Annotated in this window: 18 protein-coding genes and 1 CRISPR repeat array (1 of these 19 cut by a window edge); of the genes, 5 read left to right on the forward strand and 13 right to left on the reverse strand. The window is 70.1% G+C overall.

What is annotated here, in order from left to right; translation table 11 throughout:
• Positions 1–13 precede the first annotated feature (13 nt).
• From ACZ6KF_RS31555 to ACZ6KF_RS31615, 13 genes are all read right to left on the reverse strand, one after another.
• Positions 14–2221, reverse strand: a complete 2208-nt coding sequence (locus ACZ6KF_RS31555) for an ATP/GTP-binding protein (RefSeq protein WP_469241501.1) — start codon at positions 2219–2221, stop codon at positions 14–16.
• Positions 2222–2372: 151 nt separating this feature from the next.
• Positions 2373–2609: a hypothetical protein gene (locus ACZ6KF_RS31560; RefSeq protein ID WP_469241503.1), complete on the reverse strand. Its 237-nt coding sequence runs from the start codon at positions 2607–2609 to the stop codon at positions 2373–2375.
• Positions 2606–3097, reverse strand: coding sequence for a hypothetical protein (locus ACZ6KF_RS31565; protein WP_469241505.1), 492 nt, complete (start codon positions 3095–3097; stop codon positions 2606–2608). Before ACZ6KF_RS31565 ends, ACZ6KF_RS31560 begins: the two co-directional genes overlap by 4 nt.
• Before the next feature lie 207 nt (positions 3098–3304).
• Complete coding sequence (locus ACZ6KF_RS31570) at positions 3305–5362, reverse strand: hypothetical protein (protein ID WP_469241507.1); 2058 nt, start codon at positions 5360–5362, stop codon at positions 3305–3307.
• A gap of 82 nt (positions 5363–5444) precedes the next feature.
• Positions 5445–5816: a hypothetical protein gene (locus ACZ6KF_RS31575; RefSeq protein WP_469241509.1), complete on the reverse strand. Its 372-nt coding sequence runs from the start codon at positions 5814–5816 to the stop codon at positions 5445–5447.
• A gap of 110 nt (positions 5817–5926) precedes the next feature.
• Positions 5927–6313, reverse strand: coding sequence for a hypothetical protein (locus ACZ6KF_RS31580; RefSeq protein ID WP_469241511.1), 387 nt, complete (start codon positions 6311–6313; stop codon positions 5927–5929).
• Positions 6314–6418: 105 nt separating this feature from the next.
• The gene (locus ACZ6KF_RS31585; protein ID WP_469241545.1) at positions 6419–6613 is read right to left on the reverse strand and encodes a DUF5999 family protein; all 195 of its coding nucleotides are present in this window, start codon (positions 6611–6613) and stop codon (positions 6419–6421) included.
• Between the two features lie 191 nt (positions 6614–6804).
• Positions 6805–7110: a WhiB family transcriptional regulator gene (locus ACZ6KF_RS31590; RefSeq protein WP_469241513.1), complete on the reverse strand. Its 306-nt coding sequence runs from the start codon at positions 7108–7110 to the stop codon at positions 6805–6807.
• A 173-nt stretch (positions 7111–7283) separates the two neighbouring features.
• Complete coding sequence (locus tag ACZ6KF_RS31595; protein WP_469160539.1) at positions 7284–7433, reverse strand: hypothetical protein; 150 nt, start codon at positions 7431–7433, stop codon at positions 7284–7286.
• Between the two features lie 23 nt (positions 7434–7456).
• Entirely contained in the window at positions 7457–7660 is a 204-nt protein-coding gene (locus ACZ6KF_RS31600; protein WP_469160540.1) for a hypothetical protein, read from the reverse strand.
• Between the two features lie 86 nt (positions 7661–7746).
• Positions 7747–8019 carry a hypothetical protein gene (locus tag ACZ6KF_RS31605; protein WP_469241515.1) on the reverse strand — a complete coding sequence of 91 codons (273 nt, stop codon included), beginning with the start codon at positions 8017–8019 and terminating at the stop codon, positions 7747–7749.
• A 154-nt stretch (positions 8020–8173) separates the two neighbouring features.
• Entirely contained in the window at positions 8174–8524 is a 351-nt protein-coding gene (locus ACZ6KF_RS31610; RefSeq protein WP_469241517.1) for a hypothetical protein, read from the reverse strand.
• A 149-nt stretch (positions 8525–8673) separates the two neighbouring features.
• Positions 8674–9381 (reverse strand): hypothetical protein, encoded by a 708-nt coding sequence (locus ACZ6KF_RS31615; protein ID WP_469241519.1) that lies wholly within the window; start codon positions 9379–9381, stop codon positions 8674–8676.
• 364 nt (positions 9382–9745) lie between these two features.
• Between ACZ6KF_RS31615 and ACZ6KF_RS31620 the strand changes: the two genes are divergently transcribed.
• The 5 genes from ACZ6KF_RS31620 to ACZ6KF_RS31640 all read left to right on the forward strand — a co-directional run bounded on the left by ACZ6KF_RS31620 (position 9746) and on the right by ACZ6KF_RS31640 (position 17242).
• Positions 9746–11065: a GNAT family N-acetyltransferase gene (locus tag ACZ6KF_RS31620; RefSeq protein WP_469241521.1), complete on the forward strand. Its 1320-nt coding sequence runs from the start codon at positions 9746–9748 to the stop codon at positions 11063–11065.
• A gap of 119 nt (positions 11066–11184) precedes the next feature.
• The gene (locus ACZ6KF_RS31625) at positions 11185–12618 is read left to right on the forward strand and encodes a helix-turn-helix domain-containing protein (RefSeq protein ID WP_469241523.1); all 1434 of its coding nucleotides are present in this window, start codon (positions 11185–11187) and stop codon (positions 12616–12618) included.
• A 3-nt stretch (positions 12619–12621) separates the two neighbouring features.
• The gene (locus tag ACZ6KF_RS31630) at positions 12622–13302 is read left to right on the forward strand and encodes a RibD family protein (protein WP_469241525.1); all 681 of its coding nucleotides are present in this window, start codon (positions 12622–12624) and stop codon (positions 13300–13302) included.
• A gap of 1187 nt (positions 13303–14489) precedes the next feature.
• Positions 14490–15941: a transcriptional regulator gene (locus ACZ6KF_RS31635; RefSeq protein ID WP_469241527.1), complete on the forward strand. Its 1452-nt coding sequence runs from the start codon at positions 14490–14492 to the stop codon at positions 15939–15941.
• Between the two features lie 314 nt (positions 15942–16255).
• Complete coding sequence (locus ACZ6KF_RS31640; protein WP_469241529.1) at positions 16256–17242, forward strand: pentapeptide repeat-containing protein; 987 nt, start codon at positions 16256–16258, stop codon at positions 17240–17242.
• A 219-nt stretch (positions 17243–17461) separates the two neighbouring features.
• A CRISPR array of direct repeats spans positions 17462–19536; the repeat unit is 29 nt; unit sequence CGGAACACCCCCGCGTCGGCGGGGAGGAC; it runs 394 nt beyond the window's last position.

Raw genomic sequence — 19536 nt, forward strand, 5'->3', positions numbered from 1 at the left:
TCCCCCTCTTTTCCTAGTCGTGGTGAGCGGCGGCGGAGGCGTGGGCCAAGCCCGCGTCGTCCATGGCCTGGATGTCCTCGCCGTAGACGTGGCCGACCGACGCGGCGGCGATCCGGGCGGCCTCGGAGGCGATCTCGCACTCGGTGGCGCACCGTTCGGCCAGCTGCTTCATGCGGTCCGCGGCGTCGGCCAGGTCTGTGATCTGGTCGACGACCCCGGTTGCGATGTTGTGGTCGCCGACCAGATCGGCCGCCATGTCCCGCAGGGCGTCGGCGACCTTGCCGAGCGCGACGGCCAGCTCCTGGGCGCGCTCCTTGTCGAGCGCGGCGGCGATCGCGATGTTCACGATCTCCATCAGGTACTCGCCGAAGGTGATGTCGGTGCGGTGCTGCGCGGCCATGCCGGCCTGGCTCGGCGTGGGCTTGCTGACCTCCGATGCCACGGGGTCCTCCTGTGCGGTGGTGGGTCGGCTGGTGCCGGGACGCTGGGTGTGGGGCTCCGGGGCCCGGGGGAGACTCGCCGGCCTGGAGACGGTGGCCCCGAAGGGATCGGCCGCGTCTTCGACGACGACCGCGTCCGGGATGTCCTCCTCAGCCTTTTCGGACTTCGGCGGGCGGCTGGACCGGCCGGGACTGTCCACCGTGACGTTGAGGTCTTCGGGCCGAAGCGTCGAGGGTTCCGGCTCGGGCGGGGTGGTGTCCTCGCCGGGCTTGGTGAAGAAGCCCTTGAGCTTCTCCTTGAAGGAGCGGCCGTCGTCACTGTCGTCAGCGCCCGGCGGGTCCTTGACGTCGTCGCCCTTGGCCCCTTCGTCCGTACCCGTGCCGTCCTTCGCGCCCTTGCCGTCGGAGCCGTCAGAGGGCTTCTCTCCGGTCTTCTTTCCGTCGTCCGGCTCCTTGGTCGCGGAGTCGTCCTTCGGGCCGTCAGACGGCGGCTCAGGGCCGTCCTTGGGCATCTTCTTGGTCGTGGCCTCGGAATCCTTGGCGTCCTTGTCGCTGGTGGAGTTCTTGGCCTTGCCGTCCTTAACGGCCTTGTCCTTCTCGGCTGCGCGGCGCTTGTCCCAGCGGCGCTGCGCTTCCTCCGCCACGGCCTCACCGAGGGTGGTGCGGTCGTCGGCGGCCTTGGCCGCCTCCCGCTTCGCCTTCCTCGCGGCCTTCCGCTCGGCTTTCGCTCTGCGGCGCTCCTCCCGCTCCGCCTGCCGGTTGGCCCGGTCCTGGTCGCGGTCCTTGCTGCGGTCGGCGAGGTCGGCGGCCTGGTTGGCGCCACGCCGCTGCTGCCGGGCGGCCTGGCGGGCAGCGGCGCGCTCCTGGCGGCCGCGGGCCCGTTCGGCCCGGGGGCTCGCGGCCGGCGAGTTCTGCGACTTGCCGCCGTCGCCCTTCGAGCCGCCCTTACCGGAACCCGAGTTGCCCGAGCCGTTCTTGCCCGAGCCGCCCGAACTTCCCTTGCCCGCGCCAGGCTTTCCCGCGCCGGAGCCTCCAGGGCCGTTCTGGCGGCCTTTCGGGCCACCGGACGACTCATTGCCCTTCGAGGCACCCCCACGGCCGCCAGCGGAGCGATCAGAGCCCTTCCCGGTGCCCTTGGGGGAGTTGCCGCTCCCGGAACCACGACCGGTGCCGCCGGAACTGCCGCCGCCTGAGCGTGAGCCGCCCCCGCCGCCGGCCTTCGAGCGGCCGCCCTTGTCGGTGCCCAGGCCGGAGCTGGAGGACCGCGCCGCGTCGGCCTTGCCGCGCGCCGCCGCCTTGTCGGCCTTCGCCTTCATCTGCGCGGTGTGGAGTTTGGCGTTCTGCTCCATCATCGCGGTTTCCTGGGCGGTGCGGGCTTCCAGCAGCGCGGCCTTTCGCGCTATTTCCGCCTCACGGAACGGCGCTTCGGAGGCGTGCCGTTCCCGCGCCATCTCGATCCGCAGTTCCAGCCAGTCACCGAGCCTATCGGCGAGAGAACGAGGCTGGACATATTCGCCTTCCTCATATTCTCCGTCGTCGGAATACGACGCAGCGGGCGTTCCCGTTTCCCGCAAAGCGGTTTCCGGAGAAATAGGCCCGCGAATAGGCGGAAGTTCCATTGTCGTCTCCGCCGGGGACTCCGGGGGAACGACGCCACCCGAGCCGCTGTCAGACGGTTCAGAGTAAAAGAGATCCCCGCCATCGGGAGCGTCCGGCATTCCTCCGGAATCACTGCCCCGGGTGGGGAGGTTAATCACGTTGCTGTCGGTGTCGTCGGACACGCGACCCCTCCTCCTGGGCTTGACAGTCGGCACCGGCCTCGCGTACGCGCGTGCGCGCCACGCGCGGCACGCGTCACGCGCGGCACGCGTTGGGATCGCCGAAGGGCCGCCCCGGGGATCGGGAGCGGCCCTTCGTGCGGGACGCGGGGAGCTAGCCGCCGTGACGGCTGTAGACGTTGTGCAGGGCGAGCGTCACCTCACGGATGAACTCCTTGTTCCCTGCGCGATAAGCCTGCGTGCCTCGGATATTCACAATCCGAAGCCAGGCGTAGAAGGTGCCGAGGTCTTCCCCGTGCTGAGCGATCAGTTCTTGCTTGATTTTCCGCTCGTGTTCCGCACGGTTGAATTTCTTCCGCTCTTCCCTCGTGAGCGGGCGACCTGCACTCACGCCGACTCCCTGCGGTCCAGGTTGTAAATCGACGTGGGGCCACCATAGCCCATATTCGGGCTCTGCGCACCCTGCCGCCCCGGGTTTTCCGGGGCGGCCTGGAGCGGCGGGTTGTTCTTCCGCTCCTTGAGCAGCGCCTTTTCCTTTCGCTGCTTCCTGACCTCCTTCACCTTTTCGTCGTGGGCGTGGCGCTTATGGGCGCTCTTTTCCAGCCCCGAAGTCGCCTTCTTGAGGTGCTTGATGACGTCGTTCAGGGACTTTTCCACCGGGAAAGAGCGCAGCTGCGCCTGCTTCCACTTGTCGCCCTCCACGCGGGTTCCGCGGCAGTGCACGCGGGTCTCGTGCTGGAGGACCTCCAGCTTGGCCTGCATGTCCAGCACGACCCGGTGGAAGTCCGCGAGGTAGTGCGCGTAGGCGGCCGGGTTCTGCGCGATCTCGCGCAGCGCCGCGTTCGGGTCGTCGAAGAAGGGCTTGTCTTCGGTGCTCACGGGGTCCTCCATGGGGGTCGGATCTGCTGTACTCGGATGGCTGTTGACTGCCTCCGGCAGTCGCAGCGAGGGCCAGCCCGCTTCCTTCGGGCTGGCCCTCACTGGTGTGTGCCGGATGGTGCGGTGCGCCGGCCTTTCTCCCTGCGACCGCTGGCGGTGCTGCGCGTCAGGGCGCGAGGCCCGTCGGTCGGTGCGCGCCGCGCGGTCTCACGAGACGTTGCGGAAGCGGGTCCGTGCGATCTCAAGTCGGCGTCCGGCGGTGGCGCGTGAGACGCCGAGGATGTCCTTGGCTTGGTCGACTGAGACGGTGTCGATGCCTCCGCGCCGGTACATGAGACTGAGCAGCGAGGTGATCTGTCCCTCGATCTCAGCGTCCCGGGCGAGTGCGGGGCGGCCGGTCTCACCGGAGCGCAGCGGGACCGGGGTCGCGTCGTTGCCGGAGGAAGCCGTCTCACCGTCTGACCTGTGCGTCTCACTCGTGTGAGACGCCGTCTCAGTCGTGCTCACCGGGCCGCTCGTCTCAGCAGGTCCGGTCTCAAGCTCCCGGCGGGTCTCACCCTCGCCCGTCTCGGCAGCGGGTGCCGGGGCGGTGCGCGGGTGGAGAACCGTCTCACCGAAGCCGGTGAGATCGGCGGCCCGGGTGTGCTCGGTCTCACCGGCGGGCGTGGTGCGTGTGGTCTCATCCGGCCCGGCGCCGCTCGTGGTGCCGGTCTCACCGGTGCCGGTCTCACCGGGCTCCTTGGTGATCTGATGGATGCGCCACATCACCCACGGGGCGATGGCGGCGACGCCGACGATGAGCCACCACAGCGGGTCGCCCTTCTTATCGACGCCGACCAGACCGGCGTCCGCGAGGTGGTAAATCGCGTTCGCGGCGACCATGAGGATCAGCGCGCCCGCGACGTCGCGGTGCCGGCGGAACGCCTGCACGACGTAGACGTCGATCGCCAGCGGCAGAGCCCAGGCGACCTCAGCGGGCCAGCCGCTCAGTTTGGCCAGGGCGAACTCGCCGGAGGCGGTGAGGACAATCGTCGCGCCCAGGGCCACGCGCGGCCCCCAGGTGTTGACGAAGTTCCTCCTCTTCTCCTGCTTCGCGATGAGCGCCTGGGCCTTGGCGACCTCCTCGCGGGTGGCCTCCAGCTCCTTCCACGCCGACTGCTGCTCGGTACGGGCGCGGCCTCGGACCTGTTCGGCTTCCCGCTTGGCGTCGGCGACCAGGCGGCCCGCCTCCTTCTCCGCCGCGGTGATCCGCTCGGACGCGGCGGCCTCCGCGCTGGAGATGGCGCCGGCCGCCTTGGCCTCCGCGACCGAGCGGACCTTCAGGACGTCCTCTTCCGCTTGGGCCTGCGCGGCCTCGAGGACCTGCTGCGCCTCGCCGCGCGTGTCGTCGGCGTCCTGCTCCGCCTCGCGCAGCACTTCGGCGGCCTGGCCGCGGGCGTGGTCCAGGATCCTCGCCGCGTCCTCTTCGGCCGTGGCGACTTCCTCGCGGGCCTGGGTGCGCAGCTGCTCGGAGTCCTTCTCCGCCTGCCGGCGCATCTCGGTCGCGGCCTCGCGGCGGGCGCGGGCGTCGTCCTCGGCAGCGGCCACCAGGTCGGCGGCCCGCTGCTTGGCTTCCTCCACCAGGTGCGCGGCGTGCGCGGCGGTGGCCTCCGCCTCGGCCTGGACGCGGTCCTTGTCCTGCTCGGCCTCGGTGCGCAGCTGCGCCGCGCGGGCGCGAGCGGCCTCCACGATCCGGGCGGCCTCTTCTTCGGCCTCGGCCTGGAGCTTCTGAGCGGCCTGGCGGCGGCGGGTGAGGGTCTGCTCGGCCGCCGCCAGGTCGCCGTCGGCGATCGTGCGGGCGCGCTGCACGGTCTCCTCGGCCGCCGCGATCTGCTCCTCGGTGAGCTTGCGCATCCGCATCGCCTGGTCCTTGGCGACGGCGAGGATGCTGTCCGCTTCCGCCTGCGCCTTCTGGGCGGCGGTATCGGCGTCGGCGCTCTGCCGGCGGGCCTGCGCGATCAGGGCATCGGCCTCGGTGCGCGCGGCGGCGAGCAGCTGGTCGGCCTCCGCGCGGGCGGCGGTCACGATCGCCTCGGTGTCGGCCTCCGACACCGGCGCCGGGACAGGAGCGGGGGCGGGTTCGGTGGCCACCATCGTGTCGGCGGCCTCGCTCGGGCCGCCGGCCGCCGCGGCCGCCTCGGCCACCACGGTGGCCGTGGTGGTCTTGGCCCTGGTCGTCGTCTTCTTGGCGGGAGCCTTGCGGGCGGGCTGGCGTCGGGTGCTCACAGGCGGGCTCCTTTCTGGTGTACGCCTGCCGGACCGCCGTCTGAGGGGAGGCGGCGGCCCGGCAGGGCTTGAGGGGGCGGGGTCAGTGGGGCGGAAGCTCCGGTCGCCGGTTGGCGGTGGCGGCCTGCTGGGTGAGCCAAGCCATCGCGGCCGCGGTCATGCCGTCGGCGGCGTCGTCGCCGTTCAGCGGAGCGGTGTCGATGTCCCGCATCGCGTCGAGCGGCGGCAGCAGCCGCATGTACTCGCCCTGGACCTCGCGCACCAGGCCGCCCGTCACCGGCAGGAGGTTGTAGCGGCACTCGCCGCTGGTGAAGCGCACCACGTTGCTGACGCGGCAGACGATCGTGTGGCCCGGCTTCCCCGCCCAGAACATGGCGGGGTCGCGGTACAGCACGAAGTCGTCGACTTTGAACGCGGAGGCCGCCGTGGTGGCGGCCGGGGTGGAGAAGGGCATCCGTAGCTCCTTGACGATCATGTAGTCCGGACTGTCCGGCTCCCCGCCGCCCTGCCCGTGCCGGTCGCGAGACCACGCGGGCAGGGGGAGGCAGTCGGCAGGCCGACGCATCAGCGGATCCAGCGGCCGTCCTTGATGACTTGGCGACCGTCCTTGAGGGTGAGGTTGGTGATGAAGGCCGACAGGGTGGTGCCGTCCAGCGCGCGGCGGGTGTAGTCGGTCGCCCACACCTCCTCGCCGTCCCGGCGGCCCATCAGGTGCACCCGGGTCTCATAGGCGGGCTCCAGCGCGGCGGCAGCGTTCTCGGCCCGGGACTGGCTGGGCAGCACGATGGAGCCGCAGCTGTCGCTGATCCCGATCAGGAACAGGTCGTGCAGCTCGAAGCCCCGCACGTCGAGAATGCTCAGCACAGGCTCGAGCGAGCCGTGGGTGTGGACGTTGTTCGGGTGGGTCTTGACCCAGCGGCCGCCACCGAACTTGCTCATGTCAAAGGCCATCGGGAACTCCTGTCGCAGGGGTGGTCCGGGCTGTCCGGCTCCCCGTCACCGCCCGACCCGGCCGCCACGGTGGTGGGCGGTCGGTGCGGGCGGATCAGGCAGCCGTCAGACCGCGACCGCGGCAAGTGGCCGGTGCGGCGGGATGATCTGACCGTCGGGGAGCAGCTCGCCGGTGTCCTCGAAGAGCACCAGGCCGTTGCACAGCAGGCTCCACCCCTGCTCCGGGTGGCCGGCCACGACGTGCGCGGCCTCCCGATCCGGACTGTCGGCCGACGGGCACGTCGGGGTGTGCGTGCACAGCCAGTCCGGCAGCCGCCGGGTGCCGGTGACGGTCGTGGTGGTGCGGTCCATAAGCTCTCCCAGGGATGAAGGGAGCCCGAGGCGTTCCCGGGCTGGGACGTGTGAAAGACCGGCCACCCGTCGTGCGGGAAGCCGGTCGGCGGCAGTGCTGCGGGGCGGGCCAGAAAGGGCCCGTCGGTGTCGTCCAGCGGTCAAGCGGCGGGACGCCTGCGGGCGACGCGGCGCTTCATCCGGCGCCGCTCGCCCTCGTCGAGGCCGCCCCACACCCCGTGCTCCTCACCGCTCTCCAACGCCCACTGCAGGCAGCGCTCGGCGACCGGGCAGCGACGGCACACGGCCTTCGCCTCCTCGATCTGCAACAGCGCCAGCCCGGTGCTGCCGACCGGGAAGAACAACTCGGGATCTTCGTCCTTGCACACCGAGCGGGCCCGCCAGTCGGTGCTGACCGGCAGGCCGGCGGAGGGCGCGTAGGTCGTGCGCACGATGGAGCGGTTCATCAAGGCCTCCAGAAAGTTCGTAAGGCAGCCCCAGGGGTGCTGGAGCTGCTCGCGTGTCTGCGTGTCGCGGCCGGATGGCCGGAGCGAGGGATGGACTCCCGGCGTTCTCCGCCGGCCCCGCCGGGCGAGGGCGGCGCTCGGCTAGCCGGGGTAAAAGGTGCGCAGTGTCGACGTCAGCGCTGCTTGCGCTGACGGGCGAGGTAGTCGTCCTGCAGCCGCACGAACTCGTCGTACAGCCGCTGCCCCTGCGGGCAGCGGTCGGCGTCGCTGACGCAGTCGCCACAGGACTGGATGTGCTGCTGGGACGCACGATGCGCGGCCATGTATCGGGCGTGCAGAGGATCGGTCACGCGGGGTCTCTCTCAGGCTGACGCTGGCACAGGGGATGGAGGTCGGCGACGCGGTGTCCCGCGTCCCACGCGGCCGCGGCCGCCATCGCGGCGGCGGCGAGCAGCGCGCGGGCCAGCGGGTGCGCGGAGCCGACTACGGCGACGGCGCGGGCCGCGCGCTGCTGCGCGGCCCGCGCCGCCTGTATCGGGTGAGGACTCATCTACTTCCGCTGGTCCTGCGACCGCTTGTTGGCCTCGGAGACCTTGCGGCTCAGCTCCTCGCGCTCCTCATCGGTGAGCCAGGTGATCATGCGGTCACCTCCGTGCGGGTCGAGGCCTCGCCGCAGCGACAGCGCCAGTAGCCGCACAGGCCGCACGCGTCGTCGGCCATCACCGGCCGGTGCAGGATCAGGACCGGCTGACGCTCGTAGCCGGGCGCCATCTCCTGCAGCGTCCGGCGCGCCCGGCGGCCGGCCGGGATCCGCGCGTCGGCCTCCCGCGTCATGCGCGCCAGAAGGTCGCCGAGCTGACGGTGCGCGGCCGCGGGCTGGGGTGCCGTGGCCGTGGGGGGACATGTCATGCTGTGGATCACAGGGACTCCCATTCCAGTTCCTGTTCAGACGGCCCCGGAAGGTCAGAGCTCCGGGGCCGTCGCCGTGACCGGCCGGACGGCCGGCCACGGCCCGCCTCCACCACGCGCGTGGGCGCGGGTGGAGGGGGACCGTGGCGGATCGTCAGGCGGCGCGCTGGTAGGCCGTCTTGGCCGGGCGGATTAGGTAGTCGCTGTCCGTCCACACCGAGCCGACCGCAAAAGGCTGGCCGTCGGGGCGCAGTGTGTCGCGGACGATGACCGCCCAGCGGGCCGAGTTCCGGCGCAGCAGCTGCGCGGCCTCGGCCGGATCGGTGATGAGCGCCAGGACCTCGAACCTGCCGTCGACGTTCTGGTAGATGGCGCCCGCTGCGCGAGGGCCGATCTGCTCGGCGATGTCGCGGACGTGAGGGTGCGGGCGGCCAGCCGCCGGGGTGTCCTGGCGGCCGTCGTGCTCAGGAGACGCGGCAGCGTGCAGAGATGTGATGCTGGGCATGTGGGTCGTCCTCTCCGAAGGTGACCTGCGACCGGACCCCCAGGGGCGCAATCCCTGGGGGTCGTCGTATTGGCTTGTCGTACGAGCAGCCACGGCCCCGGCCACCCCTCTGACGGGGTGGCCGGGGCCGTGCTCGTTCGTCGCTGTGATCAGGCGTTGACGCGAAGCGGGTTGGCCGGAACCTGGGGGCCGCGGTATTCGGAGACCGCGCCGTCCAAGCGGGGACGGCACTGGTTGTTCGCCGTCTCTACCGTCTGGCCGCCGCGCTCACTCCACTGCTCCTTGCGAGCGGCCGGCGCCGACCGCTTTCGGGCCTCGCGGCGGGCGGACTCCTCCTTGCGTACGAGGACGTAGCGGTGAGCGAGGACGCCTCCGTGCGTGCAGTGCTGACCGGTGCCGCAGCGCACACATTCCTCGAGGTGGGCGAGGTACGCCTGCCGGGCCGTTGTCAGCGTGACCCCCGCATGGATACGGGCGATCGGGGCGGCCGGGGCCGGGAGGGGCTTGTAGAACTGGCGGGCCGCGCGCCGGGTCTCCTGTGGCATCGCATCGCGCAGCAGCCGGTTCTGCCGGGCCTGCCAGCGGCGGACGTCGATGTCGATGACCACGAGCTGGTTGCTGCCGGGGCACAGGGCGTGCTTCTCACCCTCCGCGACCTTGTCGGAGACGCAGTGCTCTCGGATTTTGAGGACCGTGTCGCCCATGATCCGGCGCCAGGTGCGGCAGTCGGGGCAGGCGATCGACTTCACTTCGCCGGGTCGGACGTTGTAGTCCTCCGGGGCCATGGTGCTGAGCAGCAGCGGCGCACGGCGGTTGGTGTTCTTGGTCCGGACGCGGCCGGGACGCTTGCGGGGCATCGAGTCCTCCTGACGTGGGGTCGGGTGCGCATGCTGCCTTCTCTGCCGCGCCAGGCCGCCTTTCGGCAGGTTGGTCCTGGCGGACAGACAGCGGCAGCGCTGTTCGAGGTGGATCTGTGGTGCTCGCTATTCGGTACAGGCGCCTCGACCGGGGGAGCTCGGCTCACCCCACTGCCGCTACCTCCGAAGAGGCAGTGACTCCTGCTGTTGATCAAGTAGTGCGGTGAAGCAACGGGACGGTTAGCTAGTAGACCTAGATTGACTAGTCAATGCTCAACGCGATTAAGCATGCACGTCACGCGACGCACGGTCAAGCACTTTCGCCTACATTGACTAGTCATTCCTTGCGCTGTAAACATCTCCCATGGCAGTCAGCGGCAGGGCACGGGCCCTCTACCAGCGCATCGCGGACGAACTCCGTGCTCAGATCACCGACGGGCACTTGAGTCCGGGTGACCGGCTGCCGACGGAGGTAGAGATCGCTGCCAAGTGGGACACGACTCGTTCGACCGCTGTCCAAGGCCTGAAAGTCCTGGTCAACGAGGGCCTCATCATCAGCGACCGCCCCCGCGGCTACTTCGTCCGCAGCAAGATGCCGATGGTCTACAGGCCACAAGGTGAGTTCCGGAAGCGGCCGCTGAGCCCGGAGATGGATCAGTTCCTCACCCAGATGTCCGAGGAAGGCCGGGAGGCCAGCCAGCACATCGAGGTGAAGGTGGAGGCTCCGTCGCGTCAGGTCCGTGAGCGACTCCAGCTCCGCGAGGGCGAGCTGGTCGTTGTCCGCCGGCGCGTCCGCTTCATCGACGGCATCCCATACAACACGAACGACAGCCACTTCCCGCTGTCCCTGGTTCAGAGCAGCGAGATCATGAACCCGGACGACATCGCGCGAGGTGCAAACGTCGTCCTGTCCGAGCTGGGCTACGAGCAAGTCCGCGCCCTCGATGAGTTCCACGTCCGCATGCCGACCCCCGAGGAAGCCGACCGGCTGGAACTTGGCCCCGGCACCCCCGTCGCGGTGCATCTGTGCACGGGCTACACGAGGGAGGGAAGACCCGTCCGCGCCGTGGTCAACGTCCTGCCCGGCGATCGGCACGTCATCACGTACGAGCGAAGCCGACCGCAGCTCGAAGGCGCGCCGACCATCCGTCAGGCCACCGTGACGGACCTTCGCACGGTCACCGACCTGTGGGAGCACGCCGCATCGTGGCTCAACGAGCGCGGGATCGATCAATGGCAGTACCCGCCGCGCGAGGACCGCATCAAGGCGAACATCGAGGCCGGCGAATGCTGGATCGTCGAAGCGGACGGGGCCCCCGTGGCAACCATCACGCTCGACGAGCACGCCGATCCCGATTTCTGGAGCCCCGCCGAGGCCGCCGAACCCGCCCTCTACGTACACCGCATGGTCGTACGTCGTGACGTCGCGGGCCTGGACCTCGGATCGGCCATGCTCGACTGGGCTGGACAGCAGGCCCTGAGTCAGGCCAAGGAGTTGCTGCGTCTTGACGCGTGGCGTTCCAACGAGGCGTTGCAGCAGTACTACGCCGATCGCGGCTTCACGCACGTACGAACCGTAGAAGCCGAGGATCGCAGTAGCGGTGCCCTGTTCCAGCGCCCGGCCAACTACACCCGGGGCACCGGACCGGAGCTTGAGACGGCAGCGTCCGATACCAAGCACTAGCATCACCCCCTCGCTGGGCTCGAATCGCCGATTCGGTTCTAGCTCGCGGGGAGCCACCAGTTCCATAACTGACATGTGGCCGGGCGAACTGGCCACATCAGCCACAGGATTGAGGCGGGATGGCACAGAAGCCACGGGAGCTGACGCCCTGGGTGTCCCCCTTGCATAACTGGGGTTACGAGCTGCGGCAGCTACGTCAGACGCGTGGAATGACCCTGCGCGGCCTGGCCGAGCGTGCACGGATCGACCACAGCCACCTGGGGCGATTCGAGCGCGCTGAGCGGAAGGCTGACCGAGCGCAGGCCGCGCTCTTGGACCAGGTACTGGGTGCCAACGGGATGCTGTTACGGCTGTGGGAGCGGATCGACGACGATCGTGGCCATGTGGCCAATTCGCCGGTTCACGTGGCCAAGTCGTCCGTGGATCTGGCCCTGGCCTTGCCGGACGAGGCAGCGTCGGACGGTGAAGGGATCTCTGTCCCCTGTCGTCTAGCTGATGGGTCGGTGGTTTGGGTGGCTCTGGATCGGCGTGCACTGTTGCGCGCGGGGGTGGGGCTGGGAGCCGCTGCGACGGTCGGCGTTAGTTCGCCGGCGTCCGCAGATTCGGGCTCGGTACCGGGGCTGGTCCGCAAGGCGCGGGCCGCGTCGGCGTACGGCTCGACGCCGGTGGAGCACCTGCGCCGCACGCGCCGGGTGCTCATCGACACCGACAACCTGCTCGGCGCGCGCCGTGCGGTCAGCGCGGTGCGCGACCACATCGAGGTCATCCAGGTTCTCCGGCGTGACGCCAAGGGCGCCGACCGGCACGATCTCATGGAGTTGCAGACGCAGTACGGCGAACTCCTGTCCTGGCTCTACCAGGACCTGGGTAACCCGAAGGCGGCGTCGTACTGGCTGGACCGGGCGATGCAGTGGTCGCAGACGGTCGGCGACGGTGACCTGAGCACGTACGTCATGGCCCGCAAGGCCCAGCTGGCCGGCGACACCGGGGACCTGGTCGACGTGGTCGACCTCGCCGAAGCCGCGCAGCGGATGGCGCGGCCGCGAAGCCGACTCGCCGCCGTCGCGCGCACGTACGAGGCGTACGGGCACGCGCTGCGCGGTGACGCTGGCGAGAGCGAGCGGGCGATCGACGACGTCCACAACGCCCTCGATGGCGCCACCGCCGACCCGACACCGTGGGGTGTGTGGTTGAACGCGGCGTACGTGGAGATTCACCACGCCCAGGGCCTGGAAGCTCTTGGCAAGCACGACCAGGCCGCGGAGGCGTTCGCCGCCGCGATCCGAATGATGCCCGACGGCTACCACCGCGATCGCGGCGTCTACATGGCGCGGCAGGCTGTTGCACTGGCCGGCGCCCGCGCCCCGGAGCAGGCCGCCACCATCGGGATGCACGCGCTGACCGTGGCGGAGGACACCGGTTCCGGCCGTATCACCAGCGAACTCGCGCGACTCGACAAGGCTCTGATCCCCTGGCAGCGCGAACCGGTCGTAAATGAGTTCCGCGCCGCCTTCGACTCCACCCTCGTACACGAGACTGAAACGGAAGCCTGAGCCATGACTGCCCGCCCGTACGTTCTGTTGTCTGCTGCCATGTCGGTCGATGGCTACCTAGACGACACCAGCTCTGAGCGGCTGCTGTTGTCCAATACTGACGACTTCGACCGCGTGGATGAGGTTCGCGCCTCCTGCGACGCGATCTTGATCGGCGCGACGACGATGCGGAAGGACAATCCGAGGCTGCTGGTCAACTCCGAGGAGCGTCGCGCGAAGCGGCTCGCGGAGGGCCGGTCGGAGTACCCGTTGAAGGTGACGGTGACGGCCTCTGGTGACCTCGACGCTGACCTGAAATTCTGGCACTTCGGAGGTCAGAAACTCGTCTTCACGGTCGACTCCGCCGTCGACAAGGTGAAGGCGACGCTCGGGGACCTCGCGGAGGTGGTCAACGTCGGCACCGAACTCAACTGGGGGATAGTCCTGGACGAGCTGGGCCGCCGTGGAGTCGGCCGGCTCATGGTGGAGGGCGGTGGCACGATCCACACTCAGCTCATGGCCCAGAACTTGGCAGACGAGGTTCACCTCGCCGTCGCACCGCTGCTGGTGGGCCAAGCCGGAGCCCCGAAGTTCCTGGGCACCGCCGACTACCCGGGTGGCTCAACCGCCCGAATGCGACTGCTGGAGGCCCGCCCGATAGGCGACGTCGTACTGCTGCGCTACGCCCCGAAAGAGCGCGGCTGATCTACGGGCCCGACTGAGACCAGGACTTGCGCTGTCTACAGGCGAGCAATCGCCCCCGCCACGCTCTGTCCACCTACTCGATTGGGCGGTCATGTCAGCGAGGACGGCAGCGAACCGAGCGTGCCATGGGCCAGGACGGACCCGGCTTTCGATGGTTCCCGAGTCAAAGTAAGTCGCTCGGTGATGGCCCGTCAGACTCCTGTCCGACACGTCGCCGAGTGTGGTCTGCTGCGGGACTGCCGGGGGAGTAGGGTGGCCCCGGACTGATCCACAACTGCAAAGAAAAAGCCCTCTGGACCTTAGGCAAGTCCTGAGGGCTCTCGGCCGGGGTAACCCGGCCCGGCGCACCCCCTTCGGCAAGAAAGGAGGTCGCGTGATGCAGGGTACCCGTACTCGCACGCGGTCACACGCCACCCCGCCGTTGAAGCGACGTGAGAGCGTCGCTCCGGCAGGGTGCTCGGCGTTCCAACAGCTCCTCTGTGTCCAGCCTGCGTCGGGCCGTCTGGCCTCTGCCGGACGCAGCAGCTTCCGTGCTGGCGGGCAGCACGGTCGTCTCTCCGCTCTGGAGGCTCGATCGTCGTAATCACTCGATGCCTGGCGACACCCATCGCCGGGCCAAAAGCCGCCGGGACGCCCAGTTCGCGAGGTGTTAGCAGCACCTTGGCTGAGCGTCCCCAACACCGACCGGGTTAGCAGCCCTGGTCGAAGGGGTCGTTCGGGCCGGTTAGCAGCCGGATCGAACGCTCGTACAGGTTCTCCCCAGAACCACGAAGCACCACTGGGGCTTCGCTATGCCGTTTTGGCGATGCCTCCACGACTGGAGTCATTGTGCAGCACTGTCATGCCGTTTTCCAGCCCTGCCATGTCCGGTTGGTCCAGTTTCACACCTTCCGTGAAATGTCACCGCCAGCACTACTTGCCGACGCCTCCCCCTTGAGCACGACTCGAACCTCCGCCGCCTACAGCTCCGGCACCGGTCGTCGGACTGTGCCTACAGATCGTTCGGTTCAAATTTGCCGGACAGATCCGGAAGCGCACGTTCTGCCCCGGAACTGCGGTGTCCGCTCTGGCCTGTATACCCGCCCGCTGACGACACAGCCCGTATCCGCAGCTACGGCCAGGACGGTGGGCCGATGAGCGGCGCGGCTGTGCCGGCCGCCGCGCTGCTCCCTTCCCAGCGTCCGTCGGTGGACGACGGCGTCTCCGTACTGCCCGGTCTGTATGTGCCGGAGGCGGGCCAGTGGCTGTCGACATCGGCGGGCCGGATCGCGTCGGACGGCTACTCCTGGATGCAGGCGGTCCACTGGGTCGCCGGGTCCGGGCTCTACATGCCACGGCGGTACCGGTCACACGGGCCGCGCAGCTTCGGTGCGACGACCGTGCGCGTCGCCCAAGAGCTGGCTGAGCTGACCCCATGTCGTCCGGGAATCGAGTACCTGATGCGGCGTACCGGGCTGTCCGAGCGGTCGGTGGAGTACCACTTGAGCATGCTGCGGGAGGCCGGGCTGCTCGTGTGGATCGTCAAGGGCACGCGGGTGTCCGACGGTCCGGCGCAGGCCAGTGAGTTCGCGCGGATGATCCCGCGCGAGTTCGACGTCGCGCTCGGTATTCGCACGGTGCAGCGGAACGAGGACGCTCCGGCGTACACGCGGGCGGCGTCCGGGATCGCGGACGCCGGCCGGGAGCTGATGGCGCAGCTGGCGAAGAAAGCCGCCCGCAAGGTCCGCAAGCCGCGCTCAAAGCGGTCCTCGAAGGCCCCGGCGAAGGGCTCCCGGAAGAGGGCTGAGCAGACTGTTGTGACGGCTGTTTCGGATGAGGCTCGTTGCACCCCAATGCAGGTGGGTACCTCAACTGTCCCTTCTGCGGGTGGTACTTCCTTCCCCCCTGAGAGCAAGCTCGCGAGCGGGGATGCCAAGTCCCCCGCCCCGAAGAAGTCCAAGGCAAAGGCCGAAGGTCACCGAAAGCTCAACCGCGTGGGGCGCCGCTTCCAGCTGGCCCGTGAGCTCACCCAGGAGCTGGACTGGCTGCGCGGCTGCTCGGTGCCCCGGATCGCCTGGGTGGCCAGAGGCGTGGCTGATGCCGGATGGACCGTGACCGACGTCCGCGCCTGGCTGCACCTGCGCGGCGAGGCGGCCAGGGTCCGCCGGGGATCGGGCCTGCTCGCCGTGCTCCTGACCGGCGCTGAGACGGTCCTCGACACCCCCGCCAAACGAGCCGACGCCATCGAACAGTGGCGCGGCGCCCAGGAAGCCGCCCGCCGCCACCGCATCCAACACATCCGCGCCCGCACCGAACGCTACGACGGCGACTGGGACGCCCCGACCAGCCACACCGTCCAGCGGCAGGTCAACCAGGCATTCGCCGCCGCGTTCCACCCCAAGCCCCGAGCTGCCACGCCCGACACAGAGACCCTTCCCGAGGTGACCGGCGTAAACGACCTCGACGACAACGCGGTGGCCGAAGCCCGCGCGGAAGCCCGACAGCGGCTGATGGTGGGCGACACCTCGCTGATCACCGTGACGGTCGAAGCCATGGGCCGCGAAACCGCAGAGCAGCTCTACGGCACCAACCTGGTACGCCGCGCCCTGCAGCTGGCGAGCGCCGCCCGCAGCTCACTGCTGACGTACGGACGCCGGTAGGAGACCAAGATGATTATCTAGGATCGCCGGAAGGCTTCAGGCATGTGAGGCAGGTGCCTTTGCCTCGTATGTGCCTCACACGTATCCGGGGGCTGCTGAGGCATGTTGGCCATGTGAGTCACGGTGTGCCGCACCGGCTGCGGTGGAGTCTGTCGCGCTCGCCCCCATGCTGTACGCGGAGGAGTGAACGGCTCCTGGGGAGGGCAGCCCGCCAGGTACGGCTGGGCGCCGACCTCCACTCCGTTCGCTCACGCACTGCCACAGCTTCGCAACACCGGACGCACCGGCCGCCCACCGCCCGTATCAACATCCTCATGGCCACCACACCGCCCCGCCGCTCCGGCCGCGCCGCCCGTCTGCGGCGCGTCGCCCGCCCCCGCACCCGTACCGCGCCCCGCCGCGCGCCCGCCCCGATCGGCTCCCGCCCACCAAGGCGACGCGGCCGCACCCCCGGGCCCGCGCCCTCCACCCCGCAGCTGGTGGTTGCCGCACCAACGGACCGGTGGACCCGTCTTCAGCAGGCCGCAGGCACCCTGGCCGCCCTGGGCACCCTCGCTGTGATCGTCTTCACCTGGCTGTCGCTCCAGCAGGTCGACAACGAACAGGCCCTCACCCGCAACGAGCACGCCCTCACCCGCGAGGGACAGGTCACCGACCGCTACAACAACGCCGTCGGCAACATCGGCGACGACGCCCTGGAGGTACGTCTGGGCGGCATCTACGCCCTGCAGCGCATCATGCAGGACTCCCCCCGCGACCAGCCCTCCATCGTCAACGTCCTGTCCACCTACATCCACAACCGCTCCTGGAAACCGAAACAAGGCACAAACATGCCCAAGGGGCCGGCCAGCGACATCCAGGCAGCCCTCACCGCGCTCGGCAGCCGGAACCCCGCCCATGACAGCACCGCCCGCATAACCCTGAGTGGCGCGAACCTGGAGTGGGCGAACCTGAGAGGCGCGAACCTGCCCGACGCGAACCTGTCCGTCTCGAGCCTGGAGCGGGCGGACCTGATCGGCGCGAACCTGGGCAGCGCGGACCTGTCCGCCGCGTTCCTGACCGACGCGAACCTGCGCGGCGCGGACCTGACCGGCGCGGACCTGGGCGCAGTGAAGCTGCGCGGCGCGGACCTGACCGGCGCGGACCTGACCGATGCGAATCTGCGCGGCGCGGACCTGACCGGCGCGGACCTGACCGACGCGGACCTGACCGACGCGAACCTGGAGTGGGCGAACCTGACAGGCGCCAACCGGGCCGGCGCGATCCTGACCGGCGCGGACTTGACCGGCGTGAGGTGGTAGTGCACCGCCCTTCGGGCGTGACGACGACGTCCGGGCCAAGGCCCCGGTGGGGCGGTCATCCAGGTAGTTCGGACGGGGGTCGGGAAGCGTTACGGTCGTGAGCTTCCCGGCCCTGCCTTACATGCCTGACAGGTGAATCACTGCCCTGACCTGTACGAACACGCCTGTGCCCCTAGATAAGCCCCGCGGTTGGCGGCCATGTACAGGTCGCCGAGCTCGTGGAACACCCCCGCGTCGGCGGGGAGCACGTTTCCGACGCCCTGTACAACGTGACGCAGGCCGGAACCCCCCGCGTCGGCGGGGAGGACGGCTCAGCGGCGGCCGCAACGTCTCCAGCCTGCGGATCACCCCCGCGTCGGCGGGGAGCACCGGCTGGGACGAACCGGCAGCACGATCGGAGCCGGAACACCCCCGCGTCGGCGGGGAGGACGGCCGAGGCGGTGCGCTACCAGAGGCGAGAGACGGAACACCCCCGCGTCGGCGGGGAGGACAGGATTGAGCAGCAGGACCGGCGGCTCGACAGCGGAACACCCCCGCGTCGGCGGGGAGGACCCGAACGAAGACTGGCTCACCCAGTACCGAGCCGGAACACCCCCGCGTCGGCGGGGAGGACGTAAAGGTGATGCGGAGCAGGGTCTTGCCCTTCGGAACACCCCCGCGTCGGCGGGGAGGACGCGCGCCCGACGGTCGGGTCCTCATTGCCGAACGGAACACCCCCGCGTCGGCGGGGAGGACGCCGCGGGCCTCCGTCATGCGCCCCCTTGTCGCGGAACACCCCCGCGTCGGCGGGGAGGACACCGGTACGCGCTGGCCGCCTGACCTGCACACCGGAACACCCCCGCGTCGGCGGGGAGGACGTCATGCCAGAGCGGCGGCGCGTGGTTCGCGGCGGAACACCCCCGCGTCGGCGGGGAGGACGCCCGCCCGCCCCGAGCCAGATTGGCCGGGGCCGGAACACCCCCGCGTCGGCGGGGAGGACGACGCACCGCTCTTGGCGACGGCGTCGTCGTACGGAACACCCCCGCGTCGGCGGGGAGGACAGCTTGGGGGCGGGCGGGGTGACCATGTGTGTCGGAACACCCCCGCGTCGGCGGGGAGGACGGACCAACGGTGCCCGGTTCACCGACCCGATCCGGAACACCCCCGCGTCAGCGGGGAGGACTCGCCATTGTCGACAATGCACCATCCGTGTTCGCGGAACACCCCCGCGTCGGCGGGGAGGACACATGTGCGGCCGGTATGCGGTGCGGCAGCCGCGGAACACCCCCGCGTCGGCGGGGAGGACCCCGTGCGCGCGTCGGCAGGGTGCGCGTCCGTCGGAACACCCCCGCGTCGGCGGGGAGGACTCGATCGCAACGGCGTTCCGCTCCGCCGGGTCCGGAACACCCCCGCGTCGGCGGGGAGGACGTCTCGATCGGCTGCGAGAAGTTCACGCCGAACGGAACACCCCCGCGTCGGCGGGGAGGACGGAGGTCGCGAACGGCCTGCGCAAGAAGTAGCCGGAACACCCCCGCGTCGGCGGGGAGGACGCCGAACGGCCAGGCACGAAGATCACGCGCACCGGAACACCCCCGCGTCGGCGGGGAGGACCGGCCGTCACGCTTGCGGGTCCAGCCGTCCCGCGGAACACCCCCGCGTCGGTGGGGAGGACGTGATCGTTTCGGCCGACTTGGCACCGGCCGACGGAACACCCCCGCGTCGGCGGGGAGGACGTGGGGATTGCGTGTCAGGCGATGCGGGTCAGCGGAACACCCCCGCGTCGGCGGGGAGGACACGGACGCCGAGGGCGCATCGGTGGCAAAACTCGGAACACCCCCGCGTCGGCGGGGAGGACATCGCCCGGACCATGCCCGGAGTGACAGTGATCGGAACACCCCCGCGTCGGCGGGGAGGACACCCGGAGATGGTGCCGGTCCACCTCGCCTGGCGGAACACCCCCGCGTCGGCGGGGAGGACTAGTCCCGCGCCGTCCGGACACTGCATCGGCGCGGAACACCCCCGCGTCGGCGGGGAGGACTCCGCTCCGGCGAGACCGGCGAGGATGCGGGCCGGAACACCCCCGCGTCGGCGGGGAGGACGAACTCTCCACGGTCACGGTCGACACCGAGGACGGAACACCCCCGCGTCGGCGGGGAGGACCTGTGAAAGCTCGCTCTTGCGCGCCTCAAGGTCGGAACACCCCCGCGTCGGCGGGGAGGACGGCGCGCGTCACCTCCGCCTCGGCCATGGCGGCGGAACACCCCCGCGTCGGCGGGGAGGACTCGCAGCCCGGATCAGCGAATCCGTGGGCCAAC

It is taken from the genome of Streptomyces sp. NPDC046379, assembly GCF_055587785.1.

Bases quoted from the DNA above. Each gene is read 5' to 3' on its own strand.
- ACZ6KF_RS31625 (WP_469241523.1), top strand. From the start codon at position 11,185: ATGGCACAGAAGCCACGGGAGCTGACGCCCTGGGTGTCCCCCTTGCAT.
- ACZ6KF_RS31590 (WP_469241513.1), bottom strand. From the start codon at position 7,110: ATGAACCGCTCCATCGTGCGCACGACCTACGCGCCCTCCGCCGGCCTG.
- ACZ6KF_RS31580 (WP_469241511.1), bottom strand. From the start codon at position 6,313: ATGGCCTTTGACATGAGCAAGTTCGGTGGCGGCCGCTGGGTCAAGACC.
- ACZ6KF_RS31600 (WP_469160540.1), bottom strand. From the start codon at position 7,660: ATGAGTCCTCACCCGATACAGGCGGCGCGGGCCGCGCAGCAGCGCGCG.
- ACZ6KF_RS31615 (WP_469241519.1), bottom strand. From the start codon at position 9,381: ATGCCCCGCAAGCGTCCCGGCCGCGTCCGGACCAAGAACACCAACCGC.
- ACZ6KF_RS31610 (WP_469241517.1), bottom strand. From the start codon at position 8,524: ATGCCCAGCATCACATCTCTGCACGCTGCCGCGTCTCCTGAGCACGAC.
- ACZ6KF_RS31605 (WP_469241515.1), bottom strand. From the start codon at position 8,019: ATGACATGTCCCCCCACGGCCACGGCACCCCAGCCCGCGGCCGCGCAC.
- ACZ6KF_RS31640 (WP_469241529.1), top strand. From the start codon at position 16,256: ATGGCCACCACACCGCCCCGCCGCTCCGGCCGCGCCGCCCGTCTGCGG.
- ACZ6KF_RS31575 (WP_469241509.1), bottom strand. From the start codon at position 5,816: ATGCCCTTCTCCACCCCGGCCGCCACCACGGCGGCCTCCGCGTTCAAA.
- ACZ6KF_RS31620 (WP_469241521.1), top strand. From the start codon at position 9,746: ATGGCAGTCAGCGGCAGGGCACGGGCCCTCTACCAGCGCATCGCGGAC.
- ACZ6KF_RS31595 (WP_469160539.1), bottom strand. From the start codon at position 7,433: ATGGCCGCGCATCGTGCGTCCCAGCAGCACATCCAGTCCTGTGGCGAC.
- ACZ6KF_RS31630 (WP_469241525.1), top strand. From the start codon at position 12,622: ATGACTGCCCGCCCGTACGTTCTGTTGTCTGCTGCCATGTCGGTCGAT.